The sequence below is a fragment of the Dietzia sp. DQ11-71 genome, assembly GCF_014144995.1.
GTDB classification, from domain to species: Bacteria; Actinomycetota; Actinomycetes; order Mycobacteriales; family Mycobacteriaceae; genus Dietzia; species Dietzia kunjamensis.
In genome coordinates this window covers 1-19,668 of record NZ_JAALDT010000174.1, presented here as the reverse complement: position 1 = coordinate 19,668, position 19,668 = coordinate 1, and the positions used below count along the sequence as shown (strand labels likewise).

Sequence of the window (19,668 nt, the reverse complement as noted above, 5' to 3'; positions counted from 1 at the left end):
GAGGACGCCGATCAGGCGAGCTGGCCGACCACGTGGTCGATGCAGCGGGTCAGCTGCGTGACGTCCTCCGGCTCGATCGCCGGGAACATGCCGATGCGCAACTGGTTGCGGCCCAGCTTGCGGTACGGCTCGGTGTCGAGGATGCCGTTGGCGCGCAGCGTCTTGGCGACCTTCGCGGCGTCGATCTTCTCGTCGAGGTCGATGGTGCCCACGACCTGCGAGCGGTGGGCCGCCTCGGTGACGAACGGGGTGGCGTAGTCGCTGGCCTCGGCCCAGTCGTAGAGGCGCGAGGACGAGTCCTTGGTGCGCGCGACGCACCAGTCCAGACCGCCCTGGGAGTTCATCCACTCGATCTGGTCGGCGAACATGATCAGCGTGGCCACGGCCGGGGTGTTGTACGTCTGGTTCTTGCGCGAGTTGTCCACCGCGGTCGGCAGGGACAGGAAGTCCGGGCACCAGCGGTCGGTGGCGGCGATCTCGTCGACCCGCGCGAGCGCGGCCGGGCTCATGATCGACACCCACAGGCCACCGTCCGAGGCGAACGACTTCTGCGGGGCGAAGTAGTAGACGTCGGTGTCGGCGATGTCGACGGGCAGCCCGCCGGCGCCGGAGGTGGCGTCGATCGCCACCAGCGCGTTGTCCGAGCCGGCCGGACGGCTCACGGGGAGCATGACGCCGGTCGAGGTCTCGTTGTGGGCCCAGCCGATGAGGTCGACCGACGGGTCCGAGGTCGGCTCGGGGGCCGAACCGGGCTCGGCGGAGATGACGATCGGGTCGGCCAGGAACGGCGCACCGCCGGTGACCTTGGCGAACTTGGAGGAGAACTCACCGTAGGTCAGGTGAAGCGACTTCTCGCGGACCAGTCCGAAGGCGGCGGCGTCCCAGAACGCGGTGGTGCCGCCGTTGCCCAGCACGACCTCGTAGCCGTCGGGCAGGGAGAACAACGAGGACAGGCCGTCGCGCACGCGGCCCACGACATCCTTGACCGGGGCCTGCCGGTGACTGGTGCCCATCACGGTGGTGGCGGCGTCGGACACGGCCGCGATCTGCTCGGGACGGACCTTGGACGGGCCGCAGCCGAAGCGGCCGTCGGCGGGCTTGAGGTCGGCGGGGATGGTGGGCAGCTGATCGCTCATGCTCTTGGGGTGCCGTTCGGTCGGGGTGTGGGACGTGGTCCATCGTAGTCCGGCCCGTCCGTGGCCCGGAGTACCGTCTGGGTCATGGAGGAACCCGCCCTGGAACCGGCCGATTTCGACGTGATGCGGGTCGGGTACGGCCTGCATCCGCGCTTGGACGTCGCCGACCTGGACGACGGGTGGCTGCCGCTGTTCACCGCGTGGTTGGAGGAGGCGGGGCGCCGAGGTGTCCGTGAGCCCAACGCGATGGTGCTCGGCACCGTCGGTGCCGACGGCCGGCCCTCGACCAGGACGGTGCTGTGCAAGGGCGCCGACGAGCGGGGGGTGACGTTCTTCACGACGACGACGTCCCGCAAGGGCACGCAGTTGGCGGAGACCGGGTACGCGTCGGTGACCTTCCCGTGGTTGGTCGCCGAGCGTCAGGTCCACATCGAGGGTCCGTGCCATCCGGTCGACCGGGCGGACAGCCTCGACTACTGGCGCACGCGGCCCCGGGGGTCGCAGGTCTCGGCGTGGGCTTCGGAGCAGTCCCGACCGGCCGAATCCGTCGAGGAGCTGGAGTCGCTGTACGCGACCGCGGAGCGGCGACTGGCGGGCGTCGACGAGATCCCCATGCCGGACAGATGGGGCGGGTTCCGGCTGGTGCCCGAACGGGTCGAGTTCTGGCAGGGCGGTCCGGACCGCTTCCACGACCGCGTCGAGTGCCTCCTGGCGGGGGAGACGTGGACGGCCCGCAGGCTCCAGCCCTGACCACCCGCGTCCAGACAGGCTGTGGGGCCGTGGGGGGAGCGTCTGAGAACTCCCTTCGAACCGTGGTCCGCCCTCACGGTAGGGTGTGGCACAGCACATTCGTGGCGGGATTCAGGCCGCCGGGACCAGTCGTCGGAGAGGGAATCGCGTGACCGCAGGCTCGAACGGTTCGGACCGCAATGCAACACTGTCCTACCCCGGCGGTGAGCTCGAACTCGATGTGGTGGAAGCGACCTGCGGAAGCGACGCGGTGCAGCTGGGTTCCCTGCTGGCGAAGACGGGGATGACGACCCTGGACGTCGGGTTCGTCAACACCTCCGCCTGCACCTCCTCGATCACCTACATCGACGGCAACGAGGGCATCCTCCGTCACCGCGGGTACCCGATCGACCAGCTCGCCGACAACGCGTCCTTCCTGGAGGTCTCGTACCTGCTCATCTACGGTGAGGACCCCACGGAGGCCCAGCTCGCCGAGTTCACCGAGAAGGTGCTCGCCGAGACGACGCTGCCCGGCCAGATGATGCCGCTGCTGCAGGCCTTCCCCCGGGACACCCACCCGATGCCCGTCCTGTCGGCCGGCGTGAGCCTCTTCGGGACCCACGGTGACGACCTGGACATCGACGACCCGAAGGCCGTCGACCTGGCCACCGCCCGACTCCTCGGACGCGGCCCGACCCTGGCCGCCGCGATCGAGCGCATCCGGGGCGGCAAGGACGCCATCGACCCGGACCCGTCGCTCGGGTACGTCCGCAACTTCCTGCGGATGACGTTCGGCCCGGACTACGAGGTCACCGACGAGGTCGCCGACGCCCTCGACATGCTCCTCGTGCTGCACGCCGATCACGAGCAGAACTGCTCCACCTCCACCGTCCGCATGGTCGGTTCCTCCGAGGCCCCGCTCTACGCCTCGATCACCGGGGGCATCAACGCGCTGTACGGTCCGCTGCACGGTGGCGCCAACCAGGCCGTGCTGGAGATGCTCGAGCGGATCGACTCGGAGGGCGGCGACGCCACCGACTACATGGACCGGGTCAAGAACAAGGTCGACGGCGTCAAGCTGATGGGCTTCGGCCACCGCGTCTACAAGAGCTACGATCCGCGCGCGCAGATCGCCAAGAAGCACGCGCACGCGCTGCTGTCGCAGAGCAACGACCCGCTGCTCGAGATCGCGCTCAAGCTCGAGGAGACGGCGCTCGCCGACGACTACTTCGTCGAGCGCAAGCTCTACCCGAACGTGGACTTCTACACCGGCCTGATCTACCGCGCGATGGGCTTCCCGACGGAGATGTTCACCGTGCTGTTCGCGCTCGGCCGTATGCCCGGGTGGATCGCGCACTGGCGCGAGATGCGCGAGGATCCGTCCACCAAGATCAACCGCCCGCGTCAGGTCTATACCGGCCCGGCCGAGCGGAGTTTCACCCCGATCAGCCAGCGCTGAACCCGGGAACCTGACTCCAGGAGGAGACACCATGGACAAGCCCGAGATCGACATGCCGACGGGCCCCGCGCCCACCGACCTCGTCGCCGAGGACATCACGGTGGGGGACGGTGCCGAGGCGGTCGCCGGCGGCAACGTCACCGTCCACTACGTGGGGGTCGACTACGAGACCGGTGAGCAGTTCGACTCCTCCTGGGACCGCGGCGAGTCCATCACCTTCCCGCTCAACGGCCTGATCCAGGGTTGGCAGGAGGGGATCCCGGGGATGAAGGTCGGCGGTCGCCGCCAGCTGGTGATCCCGCCGGACAAGGCCTACGGCACCTCCGCGGCGCTGCACCCGCTCGGCGGCAAGACCCTGGTGTTCGTCATCGACCTGCTCAACGCCTGAGCCCTCCTCCCGTAGCCGGGAGACCCGATCGCCCCGTCCTCCCCACGGAGGGCGGGGCGATCGGCGTCGGTAGGGGGGCCGGCAGGGCGGAGATGGCGGGGCGGACGTCGCACGCCTCGCCCGGGCTGACGCGCACCGTGGGGAGCCCGGGGTGTGTGCCCGTTCTGCCCGCATAGACGGGGGCTACGCGCCCGGACTGGTCCCAGGCGGACGCGCACCCCCGCGCAGCCGTGCAGAACCGGCGCGTAGGTCCGGGTTACTTCCTCGGGCGCAGGAAAGGCGCCAGCGCGTCCAACACGGCCGGGTCCTCGATCGTCGAGGGCACCACCACGTCCTGCTGGCCGTCGGCGATCTGCCGCATGGTCTTGCGCAGGATCTTGCCCGACCGGGTCTTGGGCAGCCCCTGGACCACCGTGCAGTCCCGGAACGTGGCCACCGCCCCGATCTCGTCACGCACCATCGCCACCAGCTCGGCCCGCAGCTCCTCGGGGTCCCGGACCTGCCCGGACTTGAGGACCACGTACCCGACGGGCCGCTGGCCCTTCAGCTCGTCCCTGACCCCGATCACGGCGGCCTCCGCCACGGCGGGGTGGGTCGCGATGACGGCCTCCATCGACCCGGTCGACAGGCGGTGGCCGGCCACGTTGATCACGTCGTCGGTCCGGCCCATCACGTAGACGTAGCCGTCGGAGTCGATGTACCCGCCGTCCCCGGTCGAGTAGTACCCGTCGAAGACCGACATGTACGAGGAGACGAACCGTTCGTCGTCCTCCCACAGCCCCGCCAGCGTCCCCGGTGCCATGGGCAGCTTGATCGCGAGATTGCCTTCCTCGCCCGCGGGCAGCGGGTTGCCCTCGCCGTCGAGAACGTGCAGGTCGTACCCGGGCACGGCGACGGTGGGCGAGCCCGCCTTGATCGGCATCGGCTCCAGACCGCGCAGGTTGGACGCGATCGGCCACCCTGTCTCGGTCTGCCACCAGTTGTCCACCACCGGCGTGCCGAGCTTGTCGGTGGCCCACTGGTAGGTGTCGGGGTCCAGGCGCTCACCCGCGCAGAACAGCGTGCGCAGGGAGGACAGGTCGTACTTGTCGACCTCGGCGCCCTCCGGATCCTCCCTGCGCACCGCGCGGACGGCGGTCGGGGCGGTGAAGAGCGCGGTGGCACGGTGCTCGGAGATGACCCGCCAGAAGGCACCGGCATCCGGCGTGCCGACCGGCTTGCCCTCGTAGATGATGGACGTCGCACCGATCAACAGCGGTGCGTAGACGATGTACGAGTGGCCGACCACCCAGCCCACGTCCGAGGCGGTCCACCACACCTCACCCGGCCGGACCCCGTAGACGTTCCACATCGACCACGCGAGCGCGACCGCATGGCCACCGTTGTCCCGCACGACGCCCTTGGGCAGGCCCGTGGTACCGGAGGTGTAGAGGATGTACAGGGGGTCGGTGGCCTTGACGGGCACCGGGGCCGCCCGCTCGGACGCGGCGACGGCGTCATCCCAGTAGCTCCAGGTGGTGCCCGGCGTCTCCGGGAAGGCCTCGTCGGGGAACTGCTCGTGACGCGGGGCCACGATCACGGCGCCGGGGGTGTGCCGGGTGAGTTCGAGAGCCTTGGTCACCATGGGGAAGTACGGCACCTTGCGGGTCGGCTCGATCCCGCCGTGGGAGGTGACGATGACCTTCGGGCGCGCGTCGTCGATACGAATCGCCAACTCCGGGGCGGCGAAGCCCCCGAAGACGACGGAGTGCACCGCACCGAGCCGGGCACACGCGAGCATCGCGACGGCCGCGCGGGGAACCATGGGCATGTAGATGACGACCCTGTCGCCCCGCCCGACGCCCTCGGCGGCCAGCGCTCCGGCGAACTCCTCGACCCGGTCCAGCAGCTGGGCGTAGGTGATGGTCTCCTTCACCCCGGTCACGGCGGAGTCGTAGATGAACGCGGCCTGGTCCCCCCGGCCCGCCTCGACGTGGCGGTCCACGCAGTTGTAGGAGGTGTTCAGCTCCCCGTCCGGGAACCAGCGGTAGAACGGCGGGCGAGAGCGGTCGACCGCCGTGGTCGGAGGCGTGGTCCAGTCGATATCCGCCGCGACGTCGAGCCAGAACGCGTCGGGATCGCTGATCGAGAGCCGGTGGGCGGCGGCATAGGACGAGGCGGTGGAGTCCGTCATCGGGAGTTCCCCTCACAGGTGGGAGCGTGCCCGCCGGCCGGGCCGACGGGCTGTGACAGGACTCACTCTAGTGGCAGGCCGAGCTCCCGATACCTCATCATCCGCTCGGCATACCTCCGCTCAGGGGGGCGCCTGCGGACCTCGAGGAGGGCCGCGGCGACGGCATCGGCCATCCGGTCGCAGAAGGATTCCGGTTCGTCGGCGGCGTCGGGCCTCTCCGGGACCACCACGTCCACGATCCCGGCTCCCAGCAGGTCGGCGGAGGTGATCCCCTGCGATCGGGCGACCTCCGGCGCCCGGGAGGTCTCGTGGTGGAGGATGGCGCTGGCGCCCTCGGGCGGGAGCGGTGCGAGCCACCCGTGCCGTGCACACAGGACCCGGTCGGCCGGGAGCAGCGCGAGGGCGGCCCCGCCGGTGCCCTGGCCGAGTATCACCGAGACGGTCGGGCTGGACAGCGTGACCAGGTCCGCGAGGCTCCGGGCGATCTCGCCCGCGAGGCCGCCCTCTTCCGCCTCCCGGGACAGCGCGGCCCCCCGGGTATCGATGAGCAACACCAGCGGAACGCCCATCTCCGCCGCGATCCGCATCCCACGGCGGGCCGACCGCAACGCGGACGGACCGAGCGGGCTCGTCTCGTTCTCCGCATCGCGGTCCTGGGCCAGGACGACCGCGGACTGGCCCCGGAAGCGCGCCAGGGAGAGCAGGAGGGACCCACTGTCCTCTCCCTGCCCCGTCCCCGACAGCGGGACGCGGGTGGGTGCGACCCGGTCGAGGAAGGCGCGGGCGCCCGGGCGGTCGTGCCGGCGGGACCGGGTGATGGCGTCCCAGGCGTCGGGTGGGGTGCCGTCGTCGGGCTCCGGCTCGGGTACGGGGCCGGGCGGTGGGGCCGGCTCGTCGTCGGAGGGCGGGTCCTGGCACAGCACCCGCAACGCCCGCGCGGTGAGGTCCCGCAGGCCCTCGGGAGGGAGGACACCGTCGATCATCCCGCGGCGTGCGAGGTTCTCCGAGACCTGGACGCCGTCGGGGAAGGGGGCGTCGTAGAGGGCCTCGTACACGCGGGGTCCGAGGAACCCGATGAGTGCTCCGGGTTCCGCGACGGACACGTGCCCCAGTGAGCCCCAGGACGCGAACACGCCGCCGGTGGTGGGGTGCCGCAGATAGACGAGGTAGGGCAGGCCAGCGGTCTTGTGTCCCGCCACCGCGGCCGAGATCTTGACCATCTGCAGGAATGCGATCGTGCCCTCCTGCATCCGGGTCCCACCGGAGGTGGGGGAGGCGAGGATGGGCAGCCCCTCGGCGGTCGCCCGTTCGATCGCCGAGACGATCCTCTCGGCGGCGGCGATCCCGATGGAGCCGGCGAGGAAATCGAACTCGCATGCGATGAGCACCACGCGTCGACCCAGCAGGGTTCCTTCGCCGGTGATGACGGACTCGTCCACTCCCGATTTCTCCGCCGCCCGCCGCAGGGAGTCCTCGTACCCGGGCACCGAGTCCACGTGGGGCGGGCGTACCGGAGCGCTGTCCCACGGTCGGAACGAACCGTCATCGAGGACCAGGTCGAGGATCTGCAGTGCTCCCGTTCGCGCCATGACCGCATCGTACGGTGGGGGCGACTACCAGCCGGTATCCTCGGCGCAGGGGTGCGCCGCCGCACCCCCCGTCCCGCAGAGGAGGCCCCGTCGCCATGATCGTCACCCGCAGGGACGGCGCAGTCGTCGTCGTCACCATCGACCGTCACGAGACCCGCAACGCCCTGGACGCCGAGGTGTGTACCGCGCTGCGGGAGGCCGTCGAGGCCGCCGGGGTTGAGGCCGAGGCCGAGGATCCGGTCCGGGCGATCGTCATCACGGGCGCGGGAACCGCGTTCTGCGCCGGGGCCGACCTGTCCGGCGGGGTGTACAACTCGAACTTCTACGACTGCCACGCCGGGATGCTCCGGGCCGTCGAATCGGCTCCCGTGCCGGTCATCGCAGCCGTCAACGGACCGGCCGTGGGCGCCGGTGTGCAGCTCGCGCTGGCCGCGGATCTCCGGGTGGTGGCACCGGGCGCGGTCTTCGCCGTCCCGGTCGTCAAGGTGGGGCTGGCGCTCGACAACTGGACGATCAAGCGGCTCGCCAACGTCGTCGGCGGCGGGCACGCCCGCTCGGTCCTCATGACCGCGCGCCCCGTCGGCGCGGAGGAGGCGGCCCGGATCGGCCTGGCGAACGAGATCGGTGACATGGATTCGGCGATGGAGCTCGCGGCGGAGCTCGCCCGCTCGGCGCCGCTGAGCCTGCGGCACATCAAGACCGTCATCAACGACGACGACGCCCGGCTGCTCCCGCGGGACGAGCACACCGAGCTCCAGCTCCGGGCCTGGGGCAGTGAGGACATGGCCGAGGCCCGGGCCGCGCGCGCCGAGAAGAGGCCCCCCGTCTTCCGCGGACGCTGACGCGCCACACCAGCGGTGGGGCGCGCCGCGGCGGCTCCCACGTGTCGGCCCCACGTGGACCCCGGCCCGGGTACGATTCCAGCGCCCGACCCGGATCCGCCTGACGTGGGCGTCTGGCACGGCCCCGGGTAAATGACATCCAGGGGGAACGCCAGCGATGGCCAGGCACAGTGCGTCGCCGCAGAGTGGGAATCCGACGGCCCGCAGGGTCGTCCTCGTGGGAGCCGCGCTCCTCGCGGTCGTGCTCGTCGCGGTACTGGTGCTCGCCGGGCTCTCCCGGGCCGGTGTCGGTGGATTCTGTGGAGACGACCTCCGGATCAGTGTCGCCGCCGAGCCCGAGATCGCCGACCACGTGGATGCCCTGGCCGAGGATGCCGACGGGTGCTATTCCTTCGAGGTCGCCCCTGTCTCGTCGGCTGACCTCGCCGGGCGTGTCGCCTCCCGTGAGGCGCTCCCCGACATCTGGGTCCCGGACTCGGCGGTGCGGCTCGCGCAACTGTCGCGGGACGTGCAGATCCCCTTCGACACGGTGGTGAACTCGCTCGCGTCCACCCCGGTGGTCATCGCGTCCCGCGACACCCCGGTCGACATGTCGACGTGGACCTCCGCCCTGGCGACCCCGGGACTGATGATGGGCGATCCCGTCCGGTCCGGGATCGCGGACGCGCCGATCCTCGCCGCCGCGTCCGAGGTGGAGATCATGCGGTCGACCGCGGACGCACTGGGCGCGTCCATGGCGATCCTGGCGCAGGGGCAGATGAGCCGCATGGAGGTTCCCCCGACATCGCGCGAGATGCTGGACAGGGTGGTCTCCGGGGGCGGCGCGACGATCGTGACGGAGCGTGAGGCGGTGCTCGCCCGGCGTGAGGCCCCGCACGCGGGACTCCAGATCGCCGCTCCCGCCACCGGGGCGGTGTTCCTCGGGTACCCGCTGGCGGTGACCACCCAGGACCCGACCCGGCGAGCCGAGGTCGCCGGTGCCGCCGAAGCACTCCGCGACGCCACGGCCTCGCCCGCCCACCGCGACGGCCTCTCGGCGGATGGTTTCCGGAAAGCGGACCGCGCGCCCCTCGCGGACGGTGCAGGGGTGGGCGAGATCGAGATGCTCGTCGTCCGCGACCCCGACCGCCTCCACGGCGTCCTCCGACGGTGGCGGGTGTTGGCGATGCCCGGGCGGTCCCTCGTCCTGGTGGACACCTCGGGATCGATGGGATTCGGGATACCGGGTACGGACCGGACCCGGATCGAGGCACTGGTCGCCACGGCGGGCGCCGGCCTCGGGCAGTTCCCCGACGACGCGGCTCTCGGGCTGTGGGCGTTCGGCGGGGCCGCCGGCCGGGATGGCAGGCCCTACGCGGAGGTCGCGCCACTCCGACGACTCGACGAGGCCGGCGCCGACGGTTCGCACCGGGAGGCCCTCGGCGGCGCGCTGGCGGCCCTGCCCGGTCTGGTGGGCGGCGGAACCGACCTCTACCGGTCCGTACTCGACGCCTACGCCCAGGTGCGCTCCGGCTACGACCCCAACATGGTCAATTCGATCATCGTGATCTCCGACGGGGCCGACGACGCCACCTCGGACCTCGACGAAGGGGAGTTCCTCGCCCGACTACGCGACATGGTCACCCCGTCGCGCCCGGTGATCGTCGTGACGATCAGTCTGCTCGACGACGCCGCGCCGGGCACCCTGGCGGAGATCTCCCGGGTGACCGGCGGCAGCAGCCACGTCGCGCGGACGCCCGACGAGATCGTGCGGGTGTTCGCCGACGCGGTGGGCCGTCGCGGAGCGGCGCCCGGCGCCTGACTCCCTTAACCCCGGATAGAGGTAGCTGCCCCCTAGGATGGGGGTGCGGCATCCTCCGGTTTCCAGGGAATCGACCGCGTTGCCTGAGAGTCTCCGCCGAGAACTTGTGTTACGTGTCACACTTCCTCCGTCACTATCTGTGAGGCGCATCACTACAGGGGTGCGCTGATGAGAACCCGAAACGGAGGACCTCCGTGTCCCAACCAACTGATCCGCCGACGGGGGGCGCATCGCGGCGAACCCCAGGAACGGCGGAGTTCACGGCGATGCAGTCCAGCCCCGCCTTCCAGGAGTTGCGCAGCAAGTTCCGGGCGTTCGTCTTCCCCATGACCGTCGCCTTCCTCATCTGGTACTTCCTCTATGTCATCCTCGCCGTCTACGCCACGGATTTCATGGCCACGAAGGTCTTCGGAAACATCACCTGGGGGCTGATTATCGGGCTGGGGCAGTTCGTGACCACCTTCCTCATCACGTTCCTCTACATCCGGTTCGCCAACCGCGTGATCGACCCCCGTGCGGAATCCATCCGCCTCGAGCTGGAAGGTGAGGCTGTCTGATGGATTGGCTACTCAACATCAATGAACTCACGCCGGGTGAGCAGGTAGGCAGCACGCTGCTCAACATGGTCGTGTTCGGGATCTTCATCGTCATCACGATGACGCTCGTCCTGAGGGCATCCAAGTCCACGAAGTCGACGAAGGACTTCTACACCGGTGGGTCGAGCTTCACCGGTCCGCAGAACGGGTTCGCGATCGCCGGTGACTACCTGTCGGCGGCATCCTTCCTCGGCATCGCCGGCGCCATCGCGATCAACGGCTACGACGGCTTCCTCTACTCGATCGGATTCCTCGTCGCCTGGCTCGTCGCCCTGATGCTCGTCGCCGAGCTGATGCGCAACACCGGCCGGTTCACCATGGCCGACGTGCTCAGCTTCCGCCTCAACCAGCGGCCCGTCCGGATGGCGGCGGCCCTGGCCACCCTCGCGGTGTGCCTGTTCTATCTCATCGCCCAGATGGCGGGCGCGGGTGGCCTCGTCGCCCTCCTGCTGAACATCAACGACTCCACGGGGCAGGCGATCGTCGTCGCGGCCGTGGGGCTGCTGATGATCGTCTACGTGCTGGTCGGCGGCATGAAGGGCACGACCTACGTCCAGATGGTCAAGGCCGTCCTGCTGGTCAGTGGCGTCCTCATCATGTGCCTCATGGTTCTCGTGGCCGCCCGCGGCAACTTCTCCGCGCTCCTGGGTGAAGCCGTCGCGAACTCGGGCAAGGATCTGCTGCAGCCCGGTCTGCAGTACGGCGCCACCGAGACCAGCAAGCTGGACTTCGTCTCGCTGTCGATCGCGCTCGTCTTCGGTACCGCCGGCCTGCCCCACGTGCTCATGCGCTTCTACACGGTCCCCACCGCCAAGGAGGCCCGCCGGTCCGTCACCTGGGCCATCGCCCTCATCGGCGGGTTCTACCTGTTCACCCTCGTGCTCGGCTTCGGTGCCGCGGCGATGGTCGGACCGGAGGTCATCGAGGCCGCGCCCGGTGGCGTGAACTCGGCGGCACCACTGCTCGCGTTCGCCCTCGGCGGTGAGATCTTCCTCGGCATCATCTCCGCGGTCGCCTTCGCGACGATCCTGGCGGTGGTGGCGGGGCTGGCGATCACGGCGTCCGCATCGTTTGCCCACGACATCTACAACGGCGTCATCAAGCACGGAAAGGCCACCGAGAAGTCGCAGCTCCGGGTCTCGCGGATCACGGTCGTCGTGATCGGGCTCCTGTCGATCGTCATGGGTATCGGCGCCATGGGGCAGAACATCGCCTTCCTCGTCGCCCTGGCCTTCGCGATCGCCGCGTCGGCGAACCTGCCGACGATCCTGTACTCGCTGTTTTGGAAGCGGTTCAACACCACCGGCGCCCTGTTCTCGATGTACGGCGGGCTCATCAGCACCCTGGTGCTGATCGCGCTCTCGCCGGCGGTCTCCGGTGGCGAGAAGTCGATGATCACGGGCGTCGACTTCTCCCTGTTCCCGCTCTCGAACCCGGGCATCGTGTCGATCCCGCTGGCGTTCCTGCTGGGCATCGTCGGCACGTTCATCGGGAAGAAGGACGAGTTCCCGGAGAAGCGGGTGGAGATGGAGGTCCGTTCCCTCACCGGTGTCGGTGTGGAGAAGACCATCGCTCACTGACGTCTCCTCGGCGGGCCCACCACCACGGGCCCCCGCCGGGTCCGCCCGGTCGTCCTCGGACGACCGGGCGGACCTCGTCGTGGGCCGGAAGGGACTACCCTCAGTGGGCACCACACCGATTCGGAGGCGGTAGAGATGTATCCCGGACAGGACGACCAGACCCGACGCATGGGGCAGCAGCCCGACTCGCGTGCCTACTCGCGGATGGGCGACGACCAGGCCTACGACCCCGCCTATGACGACGGCTACGGAGCCGACGGGGGATACGCCGCCGCGCCCGCGGCGAAGCGCCGTGGCCCCGCCCTCGATGTGGGCAAGTTCGCCGGCAGCGTGGTCGCGACCGCCCTTGTGGCGGCCATCGCCGGATGGCTGATCGCATGGATCGTGGAAGCGGTGTTCGCGCGTTTCGGCCACCAGTGGGCCAACGGCGGGAACACGCCCACGATGTACGCGGTCTACGGGGCCGTCGCCGCGCTCCTCGCCGGGCTGCTCTGGTACCTGCTGCTCGTCGGCACGGCCAACCCCCAGCAGTTCTACTCCTGGACCGTCGGGCTGCTCATCGTCGCCGCCGTGGCGCTGCCGCTGCTGGTCACGGTGCCGTTCCTCGACGGCCTGGCCGCCGCGATCGTCCACCTGTTCATCGGGTTGCCGATCCTGGCGCTGACCAGCGCATTCTCCGCCACTCTCCGGCGATGACGCGCCTGCGGCGGCCGTGACGGCCGGCCGCTGTGGGTGGTGCCCCCGAGAGGAATCGAACCTCCGACACCGGCTTTAGGAGAGCCGTGCTCTATCCACTGAGCTACGAGGGCGGGAATCGGGGAGAGTCTAACCGATGGGCAGGGGATCGTGATCGCCGACTTGGAGAGAGTGGTCCCGGCCGGTAGTCTTGACCGTCGGCGTCCATGTCGTCCCCTGGTGGGGCGGTGGACCACCTCGCGCGGGTCACCACCGGCCGCCGTTCGAGGGGGAGGGCGCCCGCCCGGCCGGCAGCCCACTAGACAGACAGAGGTATCGCCTGTGTCCACGTACACCCCCAAGCCCGGGGACGTGACGCGCGCCTGGTACGTCATCGACGCCACTGATGTGGTTCTCGGTCGACTCGCCGTCCAGGTCGCCAACATTCTCCGTGGCAAGCACAAGCCGCAGTTCGCCCCGAACGCCGACACCGGCGACTTCGTCATCATCATCAACGCCGACAAGGTCGCGATCTCGTCCAACAAGCGTGACCGCGTGGTGCAGCACCGCCACTCCGGTTTCCCGGGCGGCCTGAAGTCGCAGACCCTGGGCAAGGCCATGGACACCCGTCCCGACCGCGTCGTCGAGAAGGCCGTCAAGGGCATGCTGCCGAGCAACAAGCTCGGCCGTGCCGTCGCCTCCAAGCTCAAGGTGTACGCGGGTCCCGATCACCCGCACGCCGCCCAGCAGCCCGTGCCCTTCGAGATCAAGCAGGTGGCCCAGTGACCGACGAGAACATCACCCCCGAGGCCGAGGTCGCCGACGACGTGGTGGCGGACCTCGCCGCCGAGGTCGCCGAGGACTACAGCGAGGCCGACTACGCCGGTGGCACCGACTTCGTCGCCGACGCCGACGCCCAGCTGGGGTCGACCGTCACCTCCGGTCCGGCCCAGGCCGTCGGACGTCGCAAGGAAGCCGTCGCCCGCGTGCGCCTGCTCCCCGGTTCCGGCCAGTTCACCCTGAACGGCCGCACCCTCGAGGAGTACTTCCCGAACAAGGTGCACCAGCAGCTCGTCAAGTCGCCGCTGGTCCTCGTCGAGCGCGACGAGCAGTTCGACATCGTGGCACTGCTCCACGGTGGCGGCCCCTCGGGTCAGGCCGGCGCGCTGCGTCTGGCCATCGCCCGGGCGCTCATCCAGTACTCGCCGGACGACCGCCCGGCGCTCAAGAAGGCGGGCTTCCTCACGCGCGACGCCCGTGCCGTCGAGCGCAAGAAGGCCGGCCTCAAGAAGGCCCGTAAGGCCCCGCAGTACTCGAAGCGCTGATCCACCCGGGTCGCGTCACCGGAGCAGGCCCCTGCGTATGCGGGGCCTGCTCCGGTCCATTTGCCCACTGCACTGTCGGTCGGGGTTATCCTGACCCGGCCATTCACGCCCACCGTCCGCGGCGGGGCGAACCACCACCCCCGGAGGACCACACGATATGACGCGACTGTTCGGCACCGACGGGGTCCGCGGACTCGCCAACCGGACCCTCACCGTCGACCTGGCCGTGCGCCTGGGGGCGGCCGCCGCGGCGGTCCTGGCGACCGAGGTCGAGCCGTCGCCCCGCCGGGCCGAATCCCGGCCCGTCGCCGTCGTCGGCCGTGACCCCCGTGTCTCCGGGGAGATGCTCGAGGCCGCCCTGGCCGCCGGCCTGGCGAGTCAGGGCGTCGATGTCCTGCTCGTGGGCGAGTTGCCGACTCCGGCCGTCGCCCACCTCACGGCCCAGCACGAGGCCGAGCTGGGTGCCGTGATCTCCGCCTCGCACAACGCGATGCCGGACAACGGCATCAAGTTCTTCGCCGCCGGGGGCCACAAGCTGGCCGACGAGGTGGAGGACCGTGTCGAGGCCGCCCTCACCGACGGTGCCATCACCGGACCGACCGGCTCAGCGATCGGCCGTATCTCGCGGGCGACGCAGGAGGACGCCCTGGACGGCTATGTCCGGCACCTGCTCGATGCCACGCCGGGCCGGTTGGACGGGCTCGTCGTCGTCGTCGACTGCGCCAACGGCGCCGCCAGCGCGGCGGCCCCGCGTGCCTACCGCGAGGCCGGCGCCACGGTGATCGAGATCCACGCCAGCCCCGACGGCTACAACATCAACGACAACTGCGGTTCCACCCACCTCGACGACGTCCGCGCCGCGGTGCGCGCGCACGGCGCCGACCTGGGCCTGGCGCACGACGGCGACGCGGACCGGTGTCTGGCCATCGACGCCTCCGGCGAGGTTGTCGACGGCGACCAGATCATGGCGATCCTGGCCCTGGCGATGCGCGACTCCGGGGAGCTCGTCGGCAACACGCTGGTGGCCACCATCATGAGCAACCTGGGGCTCAAGGTCGCCATGCGGGAGGCCGGGATCGAGATCACCGAGACCAAGGTGGGCGACCGCTACGTCCTCGAGCGTCTGCGCGAGGGTGGGTACAGCCTCGGCGGCGAACAATCCGGGCACCTCGTGCTGCCCGCCCACGCCACCACCGGTGACGGCGTGCTCACCGGGTTGCGCCTCATGGCCCGCATGGCGGAGACCGGCAAGTCGCTGGCCGAGCTCGCCGGGGTCATGACCGTGCTGCCGCAGGTCCTCGTCAACGTGCCGGTCGAGGACAAGGCCGCAGTCGTGGCATCCGGGGCGGTCTGTGACGCCGTGGTGGGGGAGGAGCGCAGGCTCGGCTCCACAGGCCGCGTGCTTCTGCGTCCCTCCGGCACCGAGCAGCTCGTCCGCGTGATGGTCGAGGCGGAGGACGCGAACCTGGCCGGCGAGGTCGCCGAGCGCCTGGCGGGCGTGGTCGCCGCCGTGTGACCGTCCGGGCCCGTGCGCTCTCCGGCGCCGGGCCCCGGCGACCGGGCACCGGCGACCGGGCACCGGAGGCGATCAGCCGCCCGTGAAGGACTTGACCAGCTTGAGCATCGGCGGGGCGCTGGCGAGCAGGTCGTCGGCCTCCTCGTCGAGCATCTCGTGGGTGACCGTGACGGTGCCCTTGAACTCCGCCTCCGGATCGGCGAACGCGGCATAGGTGTCGTCATCGGTCAGGGTGGCCAGCAGGTACCCCGCCAGCAGCGGGCGCACGGCCCGATGGGTGCGGAGGTCGGGGTCCGCCAACCCGACCCGCTCGAGAAGCGGGTTGCGCTCGACCAGACCCGTCTCGACCGCCTTCTCCAGGCGTCGGTGTACCAGGTCGCCGCGCCACAGGCGCTGCAGATCGCGGGCGTCCTCGGAGTGGACCCCGCCCGCACCCGAGAGCAGCAGGGCGGGGGCGTCGACGGTCATCGCCCGATCGGCGGCCGAGGGCACGGTCTCGGTGGGGAAGACCATGACCACCCCGTCGATGTCGGTGCGCTGGGAGGCCAGCAGCGCGGCGACCCCGCCGCCGAGACCGTGCCCGGCCACGGCGATCCGGTGTGGATCGGCCCGGACGGCCCCACGGCCCAGGGTGGCCTGGAGGACGTCCTCCAGCGCGGCGGACAGGTGATCCGCGTAGTGCTGGTGGTTCGGCCTCAGGCCGCGGTCCGAGGCGGGCGCCACCACCACGAACCCCCACGACGCGAGATGCTTGAGGGTGTCGACGTAGTGCTCGGGCCCCCTGGTCCAGTCGTGGGCCCAACCCACGAGCGGGGCCGGCGACGGAGCGCCGCGGGGGACGAACACGACCCCCGGCGTCCCGGTGAAACCGAGGTCGCCCCTGTCGACACCGTAGGGGCCGCGTCGGGACACCCGGGCGAGCAGTTCCTTCGTCTTCTTGGCCACGATGGCCACAGTATCGCCTCGGGGGCGACGAAGGGGCGAGGGTCCCCGGACTGCGTGGCTACACTTAGCGGCCATGTGCGGAATCGTCGGATATGTCGGGCACAGGCCCGCCCTCCCTGTCGTCGTCGAGGCCCTGCGGCGGATGGAGTACCGCGGCTACGACTCGGCTGGTGTCGCCGTCCTCGACGGCGCGGGCACCTCCCGGGTCGAGAAGAAGGAGGGCAAGCTCGCCAACCTCGAGGCGGAGCTCACGGCGGCGGGCGGGGGCGGGTTCCCGGGTACCACCGGCATCGGCCACACCCGCTGGGCCACCCACGGTCGCCCGAGCGACCGGAACGCCCACCCGCACGTCTCGGGCGACGTCGCGATCGTGCACAACGGCATCATCGAGAACTTCGCCCCGCTGCGCGCGGAGCTCGAGGCCGCCGGGGTCGATCTGGAGTCCGACACCGACTCGGAGGTGGCCGCCCACCTGGTGCGGTGCGAGATGGAGTCGGGCCGCAGCGGCGACGACTTCGTCGCCGCGTGCCGCACCGTGCTCCGCCGCCTCGAGGGCGCGTTCACCCTCGTCTTCAGTCACGCGGCCCACCCGGACGTCCTGGTGGCCGCGCGCCGCTCGACCCCGCTGGTGCTGGGCGTCGGCGAAGGCGAGATGTTTCTCGGTTCCGACGTCGCGGCGTTCATCGAGCACACCCGCGAGGCGGTCGAGCTCGGCCAGGACAACGTCGTGGTGTTGCGGGCCGACTCCTACGAGATCACCGACTTCGCCGGTGAGCCCAGCGAGGGGCGCCCCTTCCACATCGACTGGGATCTCGCCGCCGCCGAGAAGGGCGGTTACGACTACTTCATGCTCAAGGAGATCGCCGAGCAGCCGCAGGCGGTCGCCGACACGCTGCTGGGCCATTTCCAGAACGGCCGCATCGTGTTGGACGAGCAGCGGATGACCGACCAGGACCTGAGGGACATCGACAAGGTGTTCATCGTCGCCTGCGGCAGCGCCTATCACTCCGGCATGGTCGCCAAGTACGCGATCGAGCACTGGACGCGACTGCCATGCGAGGTCGAGATCGCCTCGGAGTTCCGTTATCGCGACCCGGTCCTGGACCGTTCCACGCTGGTGGTGGCCATCTCCCAGTCCGGCGAGACCGCGGACACCCTCGAGGCGGTCCGCCACGCCAAGTCCCAGAAGGCGCGCGTCCTGGCCGTGTGCAACACCAACGGCTCGCAGATCCCGCGCGAGGCCGACGCCGTCCTGTACACGCACGCCGGTCCCGAGATCGGTGTGGCGTCGACGAAGGCGTACCTGGCGCAGATCACCGCCAACTACCTCGTGGGCCTCGCGCTCGCGCAGGCCCGCGGCACCAAGTACCCGGACGAGGTCGCCGCCGAGTTCCGTCAACTCGAGCAGATGCCGCACGAGATCCAGAAGGTCGTGGACTCCCTCGACCCGGTCCGCGGGATCGCCCGGGAGCTCGCCGGCGCCAAGTCGGTGCTGTTCCTGGGGCGCCACGTCGGCTACCCGACGGCCCTCGAGGGCGCGCTCAAGCTCAAGGAGCTCGCGTACATGCACGCCGAGGGCTTCCCGGCGGGCGAACTCAAGCACGGGCCCATCGCGCTCATCGAGGAGGGCCTGCCGGTCTTCATCGTGATGCCGCCGGTCGAGGGCCGCGGGGTGCTGCACTCGAAGCTGGTGAGCAACATCCAGGAGATCAGGGCCCGCGGCGCGCGGACCATCGTGATCGCCGAGGAGGGTGACGACGTCGTCCGGCCGCTGTCGGACTACTTCATCCCGATCCCGGCGTCGACCACTCTCCTGCAGCCGCTGCTGGCCACCATCCCGTACCAGGCGTTCGCGGCCGAGGTCGCGGCCGCGCGGGGGTACGACGTGGACAAGCCGCGGAACCTCGCCAAGTCCGTCACGGTCGAGTAGGACGGCGGGGGCCACGGCAATGAGGCGCGCTCACCCGGTCGGGCAGATCAGGGATGCCGAGCGCCCGCTCATCGCCGCAGCAGCCTCCGGGGACCCGGATGCGGTGATGCGCCGTGCCGCGGCCGGGGTGGCCCACCACACCGCCGTCCTACTGAGGGAGCGCACCGGGGGCCTCTATGGCCGGACGGTGCAGTTGCTGGTCGGTACCGGCGACAACGGGGGCGACGCGCTCTACGCCGGCGCGATGCTCCGGGCCCGTGGCTGTCGCGTCGACGCCGTGATGCTCGACCCGGACCGCGCACACGCTCGCGGCCTGGTCGCCCTGCGCCGTGTCGGCGGGCGGATCCACGACACGGAGTCGGTGGGCTCTCGTCTTCCGGTCCCGGATGTCGCCGTCGACGGCGTGGTGGGCCTGGGCGGACGCGGACCGCTGCGCCAGCCGGCCGACCGGATCGTCAACGGCCTGGCCGCGGCCGGGGTTCCGTGGGTGGCAGTGGATCTGCCCAGCGGGGTCGACGCCGACACCGGCACCGTCCACGACGCCCACGTTCCCGCCACCCTCACCGTGACGTTCGGGCTGCTGCGGCGGGCCCACTTGCTGGCTTCGCCGGTGTGCGGCCGCGTCGAGGTGGTGGATATCGGCCTCATCGATCCCACGGATCCCGTGCAGGCGCGTCGTCTGCAGATGCAGGAGCGCGTGCCGGACTATCTGAGCGCCGGTCCGAACACTGTCGTCGCCCACTCCCGCGCCGAGGTGGGGCGCACGTGGCCGGTGCCCGGCCCGGCCGACGACAAGTACACCCAGGGCGTCGTGGCCGTGCGCGCTGGATCCGACCGGTATCCGGGGGCAGCGGTGCTGTGTGCGTCCGCCGCCGTGGCGGCGACGTCGGGGATGGTGAGGTACGTCGGATCCGCCGCGGGGGCGGTGCTCGCGGCCCGACCGGAGGTGGTGTGCCACCCGACGGTGGCCGAGGCCGGCACCGC

The 19,668-nt window shown here is 70.7% G+C and carries 17 protein-coding genes and 1 tRNA gene; 13 read left to right on the top strand and 5 right to left on the bottom strand.

The window, feature by feature from the left end; translation table 11 throughout:
* Positions 1-11: 11 nt before the first annotated feature.
* Entirely contained in the window at positions 12-1,136 is a 1,125-nt protein-coding gene (serC, locus tag G6023_RS07255) for a phosphoserine transaminase (protein ID WP_182634727.1), read from the bottom strand.
* Between the two features lie 84 nt (positions 1,137-1,220).
* On the opposite strand from serC, the gene pdxH reads away from it, so the two are divergent.
* The 3 genes from pdxH (at position 1,221) to G6023_RS07240 (ending at position 3,712) form a co-directional block, all read left to right on the top strand.
* A complete protein-coding gene (gene pdxH, locus G6023_RS07250) occupies positions 1,221-1,886 on the top strand; it encodes a pyridoxamine 5'-phosphate oxidase (RefSeq protein ID WP_082923705.1) in 666 nt (221 codons plus the stop codon).
* Between the two features lie 148 nt (positions 1,887-2,034).
* Complete coding sequence (locus G6023_RS07245) at positions 2,035-3,324, top strand: citrate synthase (RefSeq protein WP_096905937.1); 1,290 nt, start codon at positions 2,035-2,037, stop codon at positions 3,322-3,324.
* Positions 3,325-3,355: 31 nt separating this feature from the next.
* The gene (locus G6023_RS07240) at positions 3,356-3,712 is read left to right on the top strand and encodes an FKBP-type peptidyl-prolyl cis-trans isomerase (RefSeq protein ID WP_067712656.1); all 357 of its coding nucleotides are present in this window, start codon (positions 3,356-3,358) and stop codon (positions 3,710-3,712) included.
* A gap of 256 nt (positions 3,713-3,968) precedes the next feature.
* Here G6023_RS07240 and G6023_RS07235 read toward each other — a convergent pair whose 3' ends face one another.
* Positions 3,969-5,885, bottom strand: a complete 1,917-nt coding sequence (locus G6023_RS07235; RefSeq protein WP_132063556.1) for a propionyl-CoA synthetase — start codon at positions 5,883-5,885, stop codon at positions 3,969-3,971.
* Positions 5,886-5,947: 62 nt separating this feature from the next.
* Positions 5,948-7,474: a carboxyl transferase domain-containing protein gene (locus tag G6023_RS07230; RefSeq protein WP_182634725.1), complete on the bottom strand. Its 1,527-nt coding sequence runs from the start codon at positions 7,472-7,474 to the stop codon at positions 5,948-5,950.
* A gap of 95 nt (positions 7,475-7,569) precedes the next feature.
* Here G6023_RS07230 and G6023_RS07225 point away from each other — a divergent pair, with 95 nt between their 5' ends.
* The 5 genes from G6023_RS07225 to G6023_RS07205 all read left to right on the top strand — a co-directional run bounded on the left by G6023_RS07225 (position 7,570) and on the right by G6023_RS07205 (position 12,989).
* Positions 7,570-8,316 carry an enoyl-CoA hydratase gene (locus G6023_RS07225; protein ID WP_182634723.1) on the top strand — a complete coding sequence of 249 codons (747 nt, stop codon included), beginning with the start codon at positions 7,570-7,572 and terminating at the stop codon, positions 8,314-8,316.
* A 217-nt stretch (positions 8,317-8,533) separates the two neighbouring features.
* A complete protein-coding gene (locus G6023_RS07220) occupies positions 8,534-10,117 on the top strand; it encodes a substrate-binding domain-containing protein (protein ID WP_347570741.1) in 1,584 nt (527 codons plus the stop codon).
* A gap of 266 nt (positions 10,118-10,383) precedes the next feature.
* Complete coding sequence (locus tag G6023_RS07215) at positions 10,384-10,674, top strand: DUF485 domain-containing protein (RefSeq protein ID WP_067712641.1); 291 nt, start codon at positions 10,384-10,386, stop codon at positions 10,672-10,674.
* A complete protein-coding gene (locus tag G6023_RS07210) occupies positions 10,674-12,293 on the top strand; it encodes a monocarboxylic acid transporter (RefSeq protein WP_069389713.1) in 1,620 nt (539 codons plus the stop codon). The genes G6023_RS07215 and G6023_RS07210 overlap by 1 nt, the downstream gene beginning before the upstream one ends.
* Positions 12,294-12,428: 135 nt before the next feature.
* On the top strand, positions 12,429-12,989 hold the full coding sequence (locus G6023_RS07205) for a hypothetical protein (RefSeq protein WP_067712632.1): 561 nt from the start codon (positions 12,429-12,431) through the stop codon (positions 12,987-12,989).
* A 37-nt stretch (positions 12,990-13,026) separates the two neighbouring features.
* Here the strand turns inward: G6023_RS07205 and G6023_RS07200 are convergent.
* A tRNA-Arg gene (locus tag G6023_RS07200) sits at positions 13,027-13,102 on the bottom strand.
* A 208-nt stretch (positions 13,103-13,310) separates the two neighbouring features.
* Here G6023_RS07200 and rplM point away from each other — a divergent pair.
* The 3 genes from rplM (at position 13,311) to glmM (ending at position 15,809) form a co-directional block, all read left to right on the top strand.
* Positions 13,311-13,754, top strand: coding sequence for a 50S ribosomal protein L13 (gene rplM, locus G6023_RS07195; RefSeq protein ID WP_007627425.1), 444 nt, complete (start codon positions 13,311-13,313; stop codon positions 13,752-13,754).
* Entirely contained in the window at positions 13,751-14,293 is a 543-nt protein-coding gene (gene rpsI / locus G6023_RS16150) for a 30S ribosomal protein S9 (protein WP_069389715.1), read from the top strand. The genes rplM and rpsI overlap by 4 nt, the downstream gene beginning before the upstream one ends.
* 157 nt (positions 14,294-14,450) lie before the next feature.
* Positions 14,451-15,809, top strand: coding sequence for a phosphoglucosamine mutase (gene glmM / locus G6023_RS07185; RefSeq protein ID WP_067712629.1), 1,359 nt, complete (start codon positions 14,451-14,453; stop codon positions 15,807-15,809).
* Positions 15,810-15,881: 72 nt separating this feature from the next.
* On the opposite strand, the gene G6023_RS07180 is transcribed toward glmM, so the two are convergent.
* On the bottom strand, positions 15,882-16,754 hold the full coding sequence (locus G6023_RS07180; protein ID WP_347570740.1) for a dienelactone hydrolase family protein: 873 nt from the start codon (positions 16,752-16,754) through the stop codon (positions 15,882-15,884).
* A 73-nt stretch (positions 16,755-16,827) separates the two neighbouring features.
* Between G6023_RS07180 and glmS the strand changes: the two genes are divergently transcribed.
* The gene (glmS, locus tag G6023_RS07175) at positions 16,828-18,684 is read left to right on the top strand and encodes a glutamine--fructose-6-phosphate transaminase (isomerizing) (protein WP_182634717.1); all 1,857 of its coding nucleotides are present in this window, start codon (positions 16,828-16,830) and stop codon (positions 18,682-18,684) included.
* A gap of 19 nt (positions 18,685-18,703) precedes the next feature.
* Positions 18,704-19,668, top strand: a 965-nt coding sequence (locus G6023_RS07170; RefSeq protein WP_277817510.1) for an NAD(P)H-hydrate epimerase, incomplete at its 3' end; no start/stop codon positions are given.

Bases quoted from the DNA above. Each gene is read 5' to 3' on its own strand.
- G6023_RS07240 (WP_067712656.1), top strand. From the start codon at position 3,356: ATGGACAAGCCCGAGATCGACATGCCGACGGGCCCCGCGCCCACCGAC.
- serC (WP_182634727.1), bottom strand. From the start codon at position 1,136: ATGAGCGATCAGCTGCCCACCATCCCCGCCGACCTCAAGCCCGCCGAC.
- glmM (WP_067712629.1), top strand. From the start codon at position 14,451: ATGACGCGACTGTTCGGCACCGACGGGGTCCGCGGACTCGCCAACCGG.
- G6023_RS07205 (WP_067712632.1), top strand. From the start codon at position 12,429: ATGTATCCCGGACAGGACGACCAGACCCGACGCATGGGGCAGCAGCCC.
- G6023_RS07225 (WP_182634723.1), top strand. From the start codon at position 7,570: ATGATCGTCACCCGCAGGGACGGCGCAGTCGTCGTCGTCACCATCGAC.
- G6023_RS07230 (WP_182634725.1), bottom strand. From the start codon at position 7,474: ATGGCGCGAACGGGAGCACTGCAGATCCTCGACCTGGTCCTCGATGAC.
- glmS (WP_182634717.1), top strand. From the start codon at position 16,828: ATGTGCGGAATCGTCGGATATGTCGGGCACAGGCCCGCCCTCCCTGTC.
- pdxH (WP_082923705.1), top strand. From the start codon at position 1,221: ATGGAGGAACCCGCCCTGGAACCGGCCGATTTCGACGTGATGCGGGTC.
- G6023_RS07215 (WP_067712641.1), top strand. From the start codon at position 10,384: ATGCAGTCCAGCCCCGCCTTCCAGGAGTTGCGCAGCAAGTTCCGGGCG.
- G6023_RS07210 (WP_069389713.1), top strand. From the start codon at position 10,674: ATGGATTGGCTACTCAACATCAATGAACTCACGCCGGGTGAGCAGGTA.
- G6023_RS07235 (WP_132063556.1), bottom strand. From the start codon at position 5,885: ATGACGGACTCCACCGCCTCGTCCTATGCCGCCGCCCACCGGCTCTCG.